General features: G+C 59.1%; 17 protein-coding genes and 1 tRNA gene. 10 read left to right on the top strand and 8 right to left on the bottom strand.

Annotation, left to right across the window (positions count from 1 at the left end):
• Window positions 1-83 precede the first annotated feature (83 nt).
• The 3 genes from ACVJNE_RS08810 to ACVJNE_RS08800 all read right to left on the bottom strand — a co-directional run bounded on the left by ACVJNE_RS08810 (window position 84) and on the right by ACVJNE_RS08800 (window position 2326).
• Window positions 84-1079 carry a BMP family lipoprotein gene (locus tag ACVJNE_RS08810; protein ID WP_499564772.1) on the bottom strand — a complete coding sequence of 332 codons (996 nt, stop codon included), beginning with the start codon at window positions 1077-1079 and terminating at the stop codon, window positions 84-86.
• A gap of 223 nt (window positions 1080-1302) precedes the next feature.
• On the bottom strand, window positions 1303-1968 hold the full coding sequence (msrA, locus tag ACVJNE_RS08805; RefSeq protein WP_499564770.1) for a peptide-methionine (S)-S-oxide reductase MsrA: 666 nt from the start codon (window positions 1966-1968) through the stop codon (window positions 1303-1305).
• A 31-nt stretch (window positions 1969-1999) separates the two neighbouring features.
• Window positions 2000-2326, bottom strand: coding sequence for a hypothetical protein (locus ACVJNE_RS08800; RefSeq protein ID WP_499564768.1), 327 nt, complete (start codon window positions 2324-2326; stop codon window positions 2000-2002).
• A gap of 207 nt (window positions 2327-2533) precedes the next feature.
• On the opposite strand from ACVJNE_RS08800, the gene ACVJNE_RS08795 reads away from it, so the two are divergent.
• From ACVJNE_RS08795 to ACVJNE_RS08780, 4 genes are all read left to right on the top strand, one after another.
• A tRNA-Ser gene (locus ACVJNE_RS08795) sits at window positions 2534-2623 on the top strand.
• 202 nt (window positions 2624-2825) lie between these two features.
• Window positions 2826-3302: a hypothetical protein gene (locus ACVJNE_RS08790; RefSeq protein ID WP_499564766.1), complete on the top strand. Its 477-nt coding sequence runs from the start codon at window positions 2826-2828 to the stop codon at window positions 3300-3302.
• Between the two features lie 40 nt (window positions 3303-3342).
• A complete protein-coding gene (locus tag ACVJNE_RS08785; protein WP_499564764.1) occupies window positions 3343-3765 on the top strand; it encodes a hypothetical protein in 423 nt (140 codons plus the stop codon).
• Window positions 3766-3927: 162 nt separating this feature from the next.
• The gene (locus ACVJNE_RS08780; protein ID WP_499564927.1) at window positions 3928-4191 is read left to right on the top strand and encodes a sunset domain-containing protein; all 264 of its coding nucleotides are present in this window, start codon (window positions 3928-3930) and stop codon (window positions 4189-4191) included.
• Here the strand turns inward: ACVJNE_RS08780 and ACVJNE_RS08775 are convergent.
• The 3 genes from ACVJNE_RS08775 to ACVJNE_RS08765 form a co-directional block, all read right to left on the bottom strand.
• Window positions 4188-5027, bottom strand: coding sequence for a S1 family peptidase (locus ACVJNE_RS08775; RefSeq protein WP_499564762.1), 840 nt, complete (start codon window positions 5025-5027; stop codon window positions 4188-4190). The genes ACVJNE_RS08780 and ACVJNE_RS08775 overlap by 4 nt on opposite strands.
• A 103-nt stretch (window positions 5028-5130) precedes the next feature.
• Window positions 5131-5499, bottom strand: a complete 369-nt coding sequence (locus ACVJNE_RS08770; protein ID WP_499564760.1) for a hypothetical protein — start codon at window positions 5497-5499, stop codon at window positions 5131-5133.
• On the bottom strand, window positions 5496-5957 hold the full coding sequence (locus ACVJNE_RS08765) for a hypothetical protein (protein WP_499564758.1): 462 nt from the start codon (window positions 5955-5957) through the stop codon (window positions 5496-5498). Before ACVJNE_RS08765 ends, ACVJNE_RS08770 begins: the two co-directional genes overlap by 4 nt.
• Window positions 5958-6441: 484 nt before the next feature.
• Here ACVJNE_RS08765 and ACVJNE_RS08760 point away from each other — a divergent pair, with 484 nt between their 5' ends.
• The 5 genes from ACVJNE_RS08760 (at window position 6442) to ACVJNE_RS08740 (ending at window position 9812) form a co-directional block, all read left to right on the top strand.
• Window positions 6442-6882: an NUDIX domain-containing protein gene (locus ACVJNE_RS08760; RefSeq protein ID WP_499564756.1), complete on the top strand. Its 441-nt coding sequence runs from the start codon at window positions 6442-6444 to the stop codon at window positions 6880-6882.
• A gap of 35 nt (window positions 6883-6917) precedes the next feature.
• Complete coding sequence (locus tag ACVJNE_RS08755) at window positions 6918-7373, top strand: RES family NAD+ phosphorylase (protein WP_499564754.1); 456 nt, start codon at window positions 6918-6920, stop codon at window positions 7371-7373.
• Between the two features lie 687 nt (window positions 7374-8060).
• The gene (locus ACVJNE_RS08750) at window positions 8061-8387 is read left to right on the top strand and encodes a PadR family transcriptional regulator (protein ID WP_499564752.1); all 327 of its coding nucleotides are present in this window, start codon (window positions 8061-8063) and stop codon (window positions 8385-8387) included.
• Window positions 8384-8950 carry a DUF1700 domain-containing protein gene (locus ACVJNE_RS08745; protein WP_499564750.1) on the top strand — a complete coding sequence of 189 codons (567 nt, stop codon included), beginning with the start codon at window positions 8384-8386 and terminating at the stop codon, window positions 8948-8950. The genes ACVJNE_RS08750 and ACVJNE_RS08745 overlap by 4 nt, the downstream gene beginning before the upstream one ends.
• Window positions 8951-8987: 37 nt before the next feature.
• Entirely contained in the window at window positions 8988-9812 is an 825-nt protein-coding gene (locus ACVJNE_RS08740) for a GIN domain-containing protein (RefSeq protein WP_499564748.1), read from the top strand.
• Window positions 9813-10203: 391 nt separating this feature from the next.
• Here ACVJNE_RS08740 and ACVJNE_RS08735 read toward each other — a convergent pair whose 3' ends face one another.
• Window positions 10204-10962: an SDR family oxidoreductase gene (locus tag ACVJNE_RS08735; RefSeq protein WP_368801683.1), complete on the bottom strand. Its 759-nt coding sequence runs from the start codon at window positions 10960-10962 to the stop codon at window positions 10204-10206.
• Between the two features lie 195 nt (window positions 10963-11157).
• Between ACVJNE_RS08735 and ACVJNE_RS08730 the strand changes: the two genes are divergently transcribed.
• A complete protein-coding gene (locus ACVJNE_RS08730; RefSeq protein WP_499564745.1) occupies window positions 11158-11886 on the top strand; it encodes a class I SAM-dependent methyltransferase in 729 nt (242 codons plus the stop codon).
• A gap of 15 nt (window positions 11887-11901) precedes the next feature.
• Here ACVJNE_RS08730 and ACVJNE_RS08725 read toward each other — a convergent pair whose 3' ends face one another.
• Complete coding sequence (locus ACVJNE_RS08725; RefSeq protein WP_499564743.1) at window positions 11902-13113, bottom strand: amidohydrolase/deacetylase family metallohydrolase; 1212 nt, start codon at window positions 13111-13113, stop codon at window positions 11902-11904.
• Window positions 13114-13155 lie beyond the last annotated feature (42 nt).

Here is a 13155-nt window from a genome sequence, read left to right as displayed (position 1 = left end):
TGCACAGAGCGCGAAAACTCATGCGCCAAAAGAAAACCGCCGGGCTCGCGCCCGGCGGTTCGCTGCAAGACTCCCGTTCCCGATCAGTATGGGCAGGAATTGTCGCTCATGAAGTCGTGGACCTCGATCTCGCCGGCGATGATCTTCGCCTTGGCTTCCTCGACCGCTGCCTTCATCTCGTCGGTGATGAGTTTCTCGTTGTTTTCATCGACGGCATAGCCGACGCCGTCCTCGGCGAGGCCGAGCACGTTGATGCCGGCGCTGAACTCGCCCTTCTGCGCGTCCGTGAACGCGTTATAGACTGCCACGTCGACGCGCTTGAGCATCGAGGTCAGCACGCTGCCTGGATGCATGCCGTTCTGGTTGGAGTCGACGCCGATGCCGAGCTTGCCGGCGTCCGCCGCGGCCTGAAGCACGCCAACGCCCGTTCCGCCCGCCGCATGGTAGACAACATCCGCGCCCTGATCGATCTGCGAACGGGTGATTTCGCCGCCGCGCGTCGGATCGTTCCAGGCTGCCGGCGTGTCGCCGGTGTAGTTACGGATGACGGTGGCTTCCGGGTTGGTCTCCATCACGCCCGATGCGTAGCCGCACTCGAACTTGCCGATGAGCGGGATCTGCATGCCGCCGACGAAGCCGACCGTTCCAGTCTCGGAGGCCATCGCGGCCAGCACGCCGACGAGGTAGGAGCCTTCCTGCTCCTTGTAGACGACGGAGCGCACGTTCGGCTTGTCGACCACCATGTCGATGATGGCGAAATCGGTATCCGGGAACTCCTCGGCGACGATTTCGAGCGCGGACGCCCACGAAAAACCGGCCATGACGATCGGGTTGCGGCCATCTTCGGCAAAGCGGCGAAGCGCCTGCTCGCGCTGGGCGTCGTTCGAGATTTCGAACTCGACATATTCGATGCCGGTTTCGGTCTTGAACTTCTCGGCGCCGCCGAACGATGCCTCGTTGAACGACTTGTCGAACTTGCCGCCGAGGTCGAACAGAAGACCCGGCTTGATATCTTCCTGCGCGAATGCCGTAGCGGTCATCGCGGTGGCGGCCAGAAGGCCGAGAACAAAACGCTTCATATGATCCACACCCTGTCGGTTGCTTTTTTGGCTTCACGACGCGAGCTGCCGGCTTGCAAGAAGCGGCTACCCCCGTCCGGCAGGGGTTTGAGCCCCCGCTCAGATTTTACTGTTGCACGAGCGTTGCAAAAACTCACGCAGAATTTTGACCTTTTGGATAAGAGCAGGAGCACCGGAAACCAAGTGGCTCCGGCGCTCAGCCTTACGCGGTCTGCCGCTGCAATCAGGCGCTGGCGGGCGCGGGAACGGCGCAGGTGACGCCGGTGCCCTTCAGGCCGCAATAGCCGAAAGGGTTCTTGGCGAGATATTGCTGGTGGTCGGCTTCTGCGAAATAGAACGCAGGCGCCGGCTCGATCTCGGTGGTGATGCGCGAACGGCCGGCAGCAGTCAGCGCATTTTCGTAGGCCTCTTTCGAGGCGACGGCCTCGGCATGCTGGGCATCGGTGGTGGTGTAGATCGCCGATCTGTAGGTCGTGCCGACATCATTGCCCTGGCGCATGCCCTGCGTAGGGTCGTGGCTTTCCCAGAAAATCCGCAGCAGCTCCGCATAGGAGACCTCGGACGGGTCGTAGACGACCATCACCACTTCGGCATGGCCGGTGAGGCCCGTGCAGGTTTCCTGATAGGTCGGATTGGGCGTCACGCCGCCCTGATAGCCCACCGCCGTCACCCAAACGCCCGGCGTTTCCCAGAACAGGCGCTCGGCACCCCAGAAGCAGCCCATGCCGAAATAGGCGACTTCCAGCCCTTCCGGATAGGGGCCATGCAGCGGGCGTTTTGAGACATGGTGCTTGGACGCGGTCGGTATCGCGCGCTCACGGCCGGGCAGCGCCTCCTTGGCGGTCGGCAGCTTCAGCTTCTTGTTCAGCATGTCGCTCAGAAAGAACATCTCTTCGCTCCTTTCGCCCTTGCGGGCATTGTCAGCGCTGTACCACGAACCGGCTGGCGGTGCGTTCTCGCCTGCGCCCTGCAATTGCAAGCAACAGAGCAAGGCCGGCAAACACCGCAAAACCCGGCAGGCTCAGAAAGCCCGTCGCCAGCGGATCGGAGAAGAAGCCCGGCAAATTCTCTGAAATCGATCGTTCGATCGTTTCCAGCGTCGACGGCGCCACGGCGGCCCAGGAATCGCCCAGCGGCGTCAGAACGACGGCGCTCGCCGCGATCGACCGCGTCGCATCCAGCACCGCCATGATGACGGCGATGGCGAGCATGACCATGGACAACAGGCGCAGCAGTGCTTTGAACATGAAACGTAACGGGCCGTTTGCCCGCGCCGGCGCGACGACAGGCTTCTTCTCCCATCAGATAGGCAAGGAAGGGCACATTGGCAATCGCCGACATAGTGGAAGCCATCAGCGCGTTCGCAGGAAAGAACGCATTCACGGCTTGGCATTCGGCAAAGGATCGACTAGATGAGCGCCATCGACCGCCCCGCGCCAGCGGGGACGTGCTGCGGAGAGGTGGCCGAGTGGTTGAAGGCGCACGCCTGGAACGCGTGTATACGGGAAACTGTATCGAGGGTTCGAATCCCTCTCTCTCCGCCAGATTCTTCCCATAAGCAGTTGTATTCATTGCGGATTAAGGATGATTGGGATTTCCAACCCTATCACCAACCCTACTTCTGGCTTTTATTCCCTAAGCAACGCCAAGGCTTCCATTGTCGCCACTGCCCTCCGAGTGCGACTCGTGACATGATGCCAATGGGACAAGGGAGGGTGATATGAACGCTCGGACATTCGCGGCTACATGAAACCCAAGTTTTTCTATGTGGACGACGATACCGCAATTCTAGTGGGGGCAAATGGCACCGCGCTTGCAGCCTTGCTGCTGAATGCGGCCGATATCGTGTCGGTCCTCAAGTTGCCCATGCCAACGGTTCCAATGTGGGTGTATCTCGCCGGGTTGCTGTTAGCGTTTGCAGCCAAGGCGATCATTCAGCTTCAGAACGGGGACATTCGTCAGCGCGAGAAGCTTCAGCACGGACGCGACTTCGTTGAAGCTGCGCGAGCTAGACCGGACCTCACCCCCGAATTGGAGCAGCAGCTTGAGGACACGTGGCAAATTCTAGATCAGCAATATGCCAAGCTTCTCAAACCTCACCACGGCCCACCACTCAATAAGTGGCGTGCTGTTTTCTATTTCTCGTCGGCATTATGTTTCGTGGGCGCGACGTCGATTTTGATCTATGAAGCCAGCAGCCTTTCGCCGCCAGTGACGGGTTAGAGATTGGGCAACCACAATGACTCGGTGATGCGACTCCTAAATGGATTATGTTCATCTTCTGAAAGAAAATTGGGCCGTAATCCAAGCGGCTCCTTGGGTATTTGTAACCTTTGCCGTTGTGTTCGCTACGGCCGGCTTCGTTGCGGGCCGCTATTTTCTTGCGGAGCGCGTCAGTAATCTTGAGAGCCGGTTAGACAAGCGCGACGAAGAGATAGCGTCTCTAAAGGAGCGAATATCTACGAGCGGGGACAACAACGAGGGGAGCCGCAATTATTTGATAGGGCAACTGACGGCGCAGTATTTGAATGAGCATAAAGACGCATCGCGTCGCATGAAGATGGGCCTAGAAAACCCACCCGCCGACTGGATCAATGCGCAGCTAGAGGAACTTGAAGAAAGCTGGCGCGTCAAACTGGACCGCAACGGCAATTACGAGTTCTACGAGCCCGCCCGGTGGGGTTAGCTTGTCGGTCTACGGTTCAGCAGTCGCTAAAATTGAACCTCTAGCGTTCGTCACTGTGCAAGCATTTCGGTCCATCCTGCCAACATGCAGACGTGGAAGCGAACACGGGCACGGCCCGCCTATCAGCAGCCGAAGAAGGCACGGCGGCTATCAGTGCCCACGATGCTTACCGGCTTGATGCTGGTGGGTGCGGCGGGGGTTGGCTACACGTCAGGTGACGTGTCGCTCGATAGCCTGAAGGCCATGGCTCCCGGCTCCGGCTGCAACATCAAGGGCAACATTTCGATTGAGACCGGGGAGCGCATCTATCATGTGCCCGGCCAAACGTACTACCGTGAGACGGTGATTTCCCCGCGATACGGCGAGCGCTGGTTTTGCAGTGAGGACGAAGCGCGCCGGGCTGGGTGGCGGAGGTCGAAGAGCTAGTTTGAAGCTTCCTGCTGTTCGATCTGCTGTCTAACGAGTGCGTCGAATGCGAGAAGCTGCGTGGATTTGATCACCATACCCAAATGCATCATTGCCGCCACGGAGACAGACGGCTGTTGGCTAAGCACGATCTCGCCGCGTTGGTTGATCGTTGGGCCTGCATATAGAATCCCTAGTAGGAACAGGCGAATGCTGCCGAAGGAGTAGCCGCCAGTGTTGCGGTCATAGCTCGCCCCAGTACTGTAAAGGAATACCGGTGAGCCTGAAGAACCGGGAAAGCACGCCAAGTCTACCATAAACTCCTTTCGGCCCTGATAGTCCTTGGCAGGATGAGTGGCCGTGATCCCTTTGCGAAACATCGGTAGGTTGTTTACTTCATCAAAAAGCCCATTCGGACACCCAACCATTATCACGTCTTCGATTGCATCAAGTGTCTCCCAAACGTCGGCTGTTGGAATAGTTTCGCGACGTAGTGCGACATAGAAAGGGAGGTCTCTTCCTCCGTTCCCATTAGGTCGATGTAAATCGGTGACTGAAAGTACCGCAAGGTCAATATTTGGATCAGGATGGCCAATAGGGTGTCCTTGGAATATCAACTCCCATTTGTGAAAGGTTTTGGACGGCTCGCCGCTTTCCCCACGCAAGGGTAGAGATAGATCAATTCTGTCACAGTTCTCAAATACATGACGGTTAGTGACAAGAAGCACGGTCGAGCGCCCATCCTCCAGACTCACAAGATAGAAAAATCCAGTCCCAACAGACAGGGTAGCACCATTTCTGTATGTCGTTATCCTAGTGGCGGAATAAAGCATTTGCTCGACAGGCGTGAGTGGCATTGACAACTCCTAGGAAATATAAATCCGCACCTTATTTCGTGTTGTGTGTATATAGATAGGTCATTATCACGGCAGGATATGGGCGATGAAGAGGGTTGACATCCTACTTGCTAAGCTCTGTTACATGCTTGCTTGTCCATGTGGGCGCGTTCATCAATACCGCCGTGCAATCATCCCTGTTCCATATTGCCGCCTGCATACCCCAATAGAAAAAATGAGCAATCTTACCGGTCGTAAGTGGCTTTTTACTCGGCTCCCCCGGCTTTGTGTAGAGTACTACTAAATCTCCAGCGTCAATAGCTTCGTAAGGAAACCAGAAAGTGTAAAAAAGCTCAGTTGTTGGTGAGCCATCTACATATCCGGACTGGGCAATGAGGAAATCACCCACGTCAAGTTTAGTCTTAGCGCGAAGGGTGATACGTTCCTTCCCAATTTTTCCGGGCTCAACTATGGATCGCAATTCCAGATTCATAGTTTGAGCACCTTCGCGATCAATCCACCGACAACAAATATTGACCCAGAGATAAGGAGCATCCACCCAGTCGGTTGAGACTCCCAAACTCTAGGGACATTACCCAGTATGAGCGCTCCTCCAGTTAAACAGGACACTGAGATTACCTCAACGGTCTTGTATGTCTTAAATTTCTCTTCCAGAATGCTGGCTTTTCGGTCAGCTTCGTGGAATTTACTCTGGTATTCTTTTGCTTCGAGAAGATCGCTATCAAGCCTATCAATTTCGTCGAGTAGCGTCTTTTGAACTCCGGGGGATGCAAGCTCTTCTTCGCTTAGCTCACGACGAACACCGCTAAATGATCTCCGTTTGCCCTTAGGCAACGGCTCTTTCGCTGATTCTCGCGTCGTTGGCGCTTCTGGTTCCTCGTCAGACTTAGTGTCATCCGACATGGCTTCCCCCTTCTCCTTCCTTTTCATATCCTTCCCCAGAGGGCGAAGGCAAATGTGAAAGCAATCCGCGCCTATTCCTACTTTAACGCGATTGTTCTCCCCGAAGATCGATTGGATGCCCCAGGCACCCACCACGACTATGGCAGATCGAAAAAGTGGGGCGAGCCGTACTACCTGACCAAAGTGCTCCACCCCATACGCGACAAGGCTTCGCGCCTAACCGGGTTCCCTCCGCCCGACTCGGCTTTCGATCCCAGACCCAAAGTGACGAACCGCGCGAAGCGATATAGGACAACATATCTGACCTATTGCCGGCCGCGTCGGGTAGTCTGGCCAACGAAAATTCTATAGCTGGGCACAAATCGCGCATGGCCGCCCCGCATGGCGTTCAAAGGCTGGGGAGGACCCGCGACGGCAGAAGAATTTCGGCCGCCCTCATCGCCGGCAAGGCCGTTGAGGTGATTGAACCGCATTCGATCTTGCAGCAGAGTTGGGCTTTCTAGGAGCCACCATGACAAGACAGCGGTACAATCTCAATGCGGCGGTGTTCGCAGTTCTAAGAGACGGCGATAGGGTCCTGTCGCTGCGGCGTAGCGGCACTGGCTGGTTAGACGGGCATTGGAGCTTACCGGCAGGTGCCCACGATGGGCACACCTCTCTTACCGAGTCCGCCGTGAGAGAATTGACTGAAGAGACCAGCCTGTCCGCCAATGTCACCGAATGCCGTCTGCTCCACGTTCAGCAGGTGTTCAATCCTGACGGTGTCGAGTGGCTAGGCTTCTACTTCGGCGTAGACGCCTTCGCGGGCACACCTGTTGTAGCCGAGCCCGATAAACACGATGCGTTGGAGTGGCGAGACCTGACAGACGACAGCGCCCCGGCGGTTCCCTATGTGAAGATTGCCTTGCAACAGATTGCGGAGGGCTCGAACTTCTCGGTCTACCGCGTGTGAATGTGGATCGGTGAGAAAGCTCCTTGCGGAGAGATATGCCAATGGGCGGTTTGGTCAAGTTCTCCGGCCCGGTTTGGCGGATGCTGCCAGTTGCTGTCGCCGAGACTCCGGCCGCGCCTGCCACGGCCCCTGAAGGCCGCTTCCATCACTCGGGGCAAATAGCAGCCTACGCATCTCTAAGCGCGGAGGGGGCGGCAGTGGCAATCAAACGATACCTCCATGATGGGGTGCGGAGAGTACTTGTTCCAATGTGGTTAAATGCCGAACGTGTCGCTGATGAAAGGGGAAACCGAGCGGCGTCCATAGTTTGGCAAGATATTCGAGCATCCGGCGAGATCGCCCCAACATGGGCAGTTTCCGACGAAGCGAGGGCAAGGGGAGCGCTCGCCATGTTGTACTCATCCCGTTCTAGGCCGAATCTTTCGCACGTTGTGGTTTTTGACCTGACCTGTCTATCTTACGTCCGGCCGATGTCGGCCTTTGAGCCATAGCCATGGAAGGCCCGCAGCCTACCCATGGGGGTGCTAAGGAGGCCTTGCTGGCCTGACACCTCTTTGACACTTCTCAAATGTTGTAGTGTCAGCCTTATCGCATTGATATCAAACGGCTTTTCAGACTTTTGACACTACTTACACTTCTTTTCTTGAAATCAATAGAAAATATATAGGAGCCTTGTGGGATGACAACTCCTATAACCTGCTGATTTTATAGAGCTATATGGGGTATCTTGATGCCCTGTGGAATGTTGGTTTAGCGGACTCTCTCTCCGCCAGATTTTCGCTCACGGCAGATTCGCTGCTCTCAACGCTTCCGCGGGGGCGGCCTGATCGGCCGGCGAGCGGTCGCCCGCTGGGCTCCCAGTTCGAACCGTCTCTCGAAATCTCGCCCGAAGCCTCATTGAGAACCGCACTTTTGACGCCAATGGACGCGCTGCCCGAAGCCTTCCGCTGCCCGCTCGGTGACTTAGCGCAACTCATCGCGCCCAGACATGCATTTTTCCGGCCTGGCCGGTTCATGCCCCCGCGCCGACCGCTGAGATAAAGTTCGCGATTGCGAGAAGCAGACATTCCGCTTGCATGCGCCTTGACCGCCGCTTTCCAGCAATAACCTGCTATATGAGACACTACCGTGCATAACACGGTAGCTTGCTATATCTAGACTCCAAATCCGGAGCTCCCATGACCGACTCGATCCAAATCCAGCTGCGAAAGGGCGTTCTCGATCTCTGTGTCCTGGCAGTGCTGTCGCGGGGGGAGAACTATGGCTACGAGATTGCCAGCACGCTGGTCACGGCCGTCGGCATGGGCGAGGGCACGATCTACCCCCTGATGCGCAGGATGCAGAACGAAGGCCTTGTTACGACGCGCCTCGTGGAGTCGAGCAGCGGACCGCCTCGCAAATATTACCGGCTCACGCCGCTGGGCCAGACGGTCTTTGAAGCGCATCGCAAAGACTGGCGGGCTTTCGCCGTGGCGGTCGATAAACTTCTCGAGGATGAACGATGACCAGGGATGCGTTTCTGGAGAGACTGAAACAGGGGCTTGCCGGTCTTCCGGCGGAGGAAGTCGACGAAATCCTCGCCGATTATTCAGCCCACTTCGCCGATTCCATTGCCGATGGCCGACATGAAGCCGATGTCGCCGACGCTCTTGGCGATCCGGCGCGGATTGCCCGGGAACTGCGCGCCGACATAGGATTGAGGCGCTTCGAAAGCCAATGGAGCCTCGGCAACCTGGTAACGGCGACTGCGGCGCTGGCAGGTCTTGCCCTGGTCGATCTCATCTTCTTCCTGCCGTTGCTGATCGTTGCGGTCGTTCTGGCAATAGCCTTCGCGATCGTGCTGATAGCTGTCGGCGCGGTTGGCTTGAAGATCATCGCCACGGCCCTGCTCTTCGGCGAAGCGACGTCCGAGCTGTTGGGGCGCCTGTTCATCGGAGCCGGACTTGTGAGCGGCTTCTTTGGCGGTGGTGCCCTCCTGTTGATGGGTGTCAGCGCCGGCATCCGCATGTTCGGCCACTATGCCCGATTGCATTTTCGTGCTGCCCAGCCGGGCCGACGCGACGTCTGAAATTCATGACATTAATAATGATACGGAGCGTACTGAAATGACTCGAAAACTGGCATTTGTTGCAATGGCGGGTTCACTGGGCGCCGTAGCGTTCCTGACGCTTGGTATCGCTCTTGCGGGAGCGAGTTGGGCTGACGCATCGCGTTTGTTGGGCATGGGAGAATCGACCTGCGGACCCGCAGACTCTGCCTCGCGGCAGCGAACGCTGCCGCTGACAGCAACCGACAGCTTCTCGATCCACATTCCTGCCAACGTTCATTATCAACCAGGCGGCATGGCCGAAGTCGTGATTACCGGTGATCCGGCCTTACTCGATCACGTGCGTCTGGAAGCCGGCCAACTGGGACTGGATTGCGATCCCGGCTGGTTTGCGTCGCGGCTCGATGTGAAACTGTCGGGACCGTCCATCACCCGTTGGGAACTGCGCGGCAGTGGCGTTCTGAATCTGTCGCAAATCAACCAGCCGAAGCTCGCGTTGGCGATCAGAGGCAGCGGTAGCGTCTACGTCGACGGCACCTCGGATGACGTCAAAGTAAACATTTCTGGCTCAGGCGACACGGAGCTGAGGGGCCTCACCGCCAAGTCGGTGCAGTTGGAAATCCGTGGCAGCGGGAGTGTCTCGGCAAACGGCACAGCCGATGCCGTTGATGTGAACATCTCCGGTTCGGGCGACGCTGCGTTGAAAAAGCTGACCGCCAAATCGGTGCGGGTAAACATTCAAGGCAGCGGCGACGCCAGCCTGACAGCGCATGTCGATGCCGACGTGTTCGTATCCGGAAGTGGCGATGTCGAACTGTCGGGCGGCCCCGTGATGCGGCGCTCGGAGGTGAAGGGCAGCGGCAGTATCCGGCAGGTGCCCTGAACAATGGCCGACGGCGGGTGACGTTTGCCAAGCGCCACCCGTCTAAACCGGCTTCTCTCCGCACTTCGCCAATGCTCTCCGATGCGCCGGGTTAACAAGTCGGTTAACGAACGCTTAGGGCGGTCGTGACAATGGTAACGGTGTGGCGGGCAACCTCACGAACGAGGACGAGATGACCGCGAAGCCCAGAAGCAAACCCAAGGACACGTCGAGGGCCCAGAACCAGGGCCCCACCGTGGACCTTTTCGATCCGTTCGAGCGGATTTTCCGGCATCGGAGCTGGATAGACTCCTATGCCGGCTTTGCAGAAGTGTCGGATTTCAGCGCTTTCTCAGACACGGGCAGAGAGCTGAAAGAACGCAAATAACTCCGCCGAAGCGTCGGATGCCGCTTATTGCGGCGCACTTATCTTCTGGCCGAGACCGCCATCGACCGCGAGCTTCGCCCCGGTGGTGTAGGTCGCCTCGAACGCCAGAAAGACGACCGCGCGCGCCACCTCTTCCGCAGTTCCGTTGCGCTTCATCGGTGTGACGGCGTTACCGACCTCGTGGAAGGCCCTGCGCTCCTCATCCGACATGCCTGCGACGCCCGCAGTGGGCGTGTCGATGAAACCGGGGCTGACCACGTTGACGCGTATGCCACGCGGCAGAAGCTCGGCTGCAAGGCCCGAGGCGAAGGACCGCAACGCGGCCTTGGTAGCGCTGTAGACGCTCATGCCGGGTTCTCCGCCTTCGTCGGCGACGGATGACGTCACCACGATCGCGCCGCCCTCGCGGATCAACGGCGCCAGTCGCTGGATCGTGAAGAACGCGCCTTTGGTGTTGATGGTGAACTGGCGGTCGTAAGAGGCCTCCGTCACCTGCTCGAACGGTTCCAGTTCCGCGAGCCCGGCATTGACATGCAGGAGGTCGATCGTGCCGAGCTTGTCGCGCACAGTGTCGCCCAGCCGGGCAATATCGCCCATGTCGGCGATGTCGGAACGGGCGGCGTGCGCCTTGCCGCCGAGTTCGGCGAGCGCTGACTGCAGGTTCTGCTCATTGCGGCTGGTGATCAGCACGCTGGCGCCTTCCGCGGCCAGCAGCCGGGCGGTGGCGAGCCCCATGCCATGGCTCCCGCCGATAATGACTGCATTCTTCTCAGGATATCGCATTGCCTTGCCTCATATGTTGCTGCGCGGTTGATCCGCGACCTATGTGGCAACGTGGACGCCCGGTTGAAATCCGTCATATTGGCGACCTTTCATCCACATACGTGGACGATCGATGAGCATGAGCTGCCGTGTCTCGCTTGCCGGGCAGGACCGCGTGTGCAAAGCAGCCGGTTCGAGCCGATCCGGGAAACAACCATGGCGCAGAACATCTATGACAACGCCGACTTCTTCGGCGGCTATTCGCAACTTCCGCGGCAGACTCGCGGGCTCGCGGGCGCGCCCGAATGGCCTGTGGTGAGGGGGATGATTCCAGACCTTTCAGGCAAGCGCGCCATCGATCTCGGCTGCGGGTTTGGCTGGGTTTCACGCTGGATGCGGGAAAACGGGGCCGCCAGCGTGCGCGGCTACGACGTTTCTACCAACATGATCGCCCGCGCCCGAGCCGATACTAACGATGCCGCCATCGACTATGTGATTGCCGACCTCGACGACCTGGAGCTGCCGGAAGCGTCATGCGATTTCGCGTTCAGCTCGCTGACCTTCCATTACGTCGAGGATTTTGCGCGCCTTGCGCGAACCGTGCATGGGGCGCTCACCGCTGGGTCGTGGTTCGTCTTCACAATAGAGCATCCGATCTTCATGGCCGCCACGCATCCGCACTGGATCCAGGACGAGGACGGCCGCAAGACGTGGCCCGTCAACCGCTACGCCATCGAGGGCGAACGGCGGACCGACTGGTTTGCCAAGGGCGTTGTGAAGCATCACCGGACCATGGCAACGACCCTGAACACGCTGATCGAAGCAGGCTTTTCGATCCGCCGGGTCGCCGAGTTCGCGCCTTCGGCGGAACAAGTCAGGGAACAGCCGGCGCTTGCCGAGGAGCTCGAACGCCCGATGATGCTGATGATAGCCGCGCAGTGCTGAGCGGTTCAGCCCGCATCAGCACGAGCAGCGGCCGTGACCGCCGAGGAGGAACGGCTCCTCGAAGGGGCGACGCGCGACCTCCATCTCACGACCGCCCAGATAGACGGCCATTGGCTGCAGAAGCGTCGAACCCTGACGGGTCTTGCCCTCGACATCGGCAAAGACGTAGTCGCTGTCGACCTGGCGAAGGACGGTGATGTCGGCAGGCGCGCCGACACCGAGATGCCCAAGCTCTGGATGCCGGATCGCGAGCGCGGGGCGGCTGGTCGACATGCCGATGACCTGCGGCAGCGTCAGGCCGCAATTGAGCAGCTTGCTCATCGTGTGCAGGAGATCGTAGCCGGGGCCTTCGACCGCGATCACATGCACGTCCGAGGAAATGAGGTCTGGCAGGAAACCGTCCCGCAGCGCGGCTTCGGCCGTATCGTAGCCGAATGCGCCCATGCCGTGCGCGATGTCGAAGATCACGCCGCGCTCGCGCGCGTCCAGCAGCGCCTGCATCACCTTGCCGTCCGGCCCAAGCGCGGAGTTCGGCTCCGGTCGATAGCAGTGGGTGAGGATGTCGCCGGGCCGCAGCATGGAGACGACATCGGCGTAGCTCGGCGGCGCGGTTCCGATATGGGTCATCAACGGCAGGCCGACGGCGTCGGCCGCCTCGAGCGCGAGTTCCAGTGCGCCAAGGCCAAGCTCGCCCGTCACGGGACCGCCGATCCGCACCTTGACGCCGACGATGCGGTCGCGGTTTGCCTCGACCTTGGCGGCGCACCGGTCGACCGGCAGCATCTCGCGCAGCGTCGCCTCGCCGATGAACAGCCCCTTGTCGAAGCCGAAAATGCCGGGAAAGGAGATGTTGAGGAACGCGAATATCCGATAAGGCGAATGCGCCATCACATAGTCGCGGAAGCCGTCATAGTTGCCGGCGCCGGCACTGCCGGCATCGACCATCGTGGTCACCGCCGAGCGGCGGGCGATGAAGCCGGGATCGACGCTCAGCGACGTCGCCTTGTGATAGACGTGGGTGTGGATGTCGATGAGGCCGGGGGCCACGATCGAACCACTCACGTCCTCGACACGGCGCGCGCCTACAGCGAGGTTTTCGCCGACTGCGGCGATGAGGCCATCCTTGACCGCGACATCCATGACGCCATCGACGCCGTTGCGCTCGTCGAGCAAACGACCGCCGGCAAGAACAAGGTCGAAGGCCTGGGCGGCCGCCGGCTCACTCATCGGGTTTCTCCGGTTGCTGGGGCCGGCATCGCGCCTGCTCTG

It is taken from the genome of Mesorhizobium sp. DxT, from assembly GCF_058448885.1.
The sequence above is the reverse complement of the archived record's forward strand: the minus strand, read 5'-3'. Positions and strand labels throughout refer to the sequence as shown.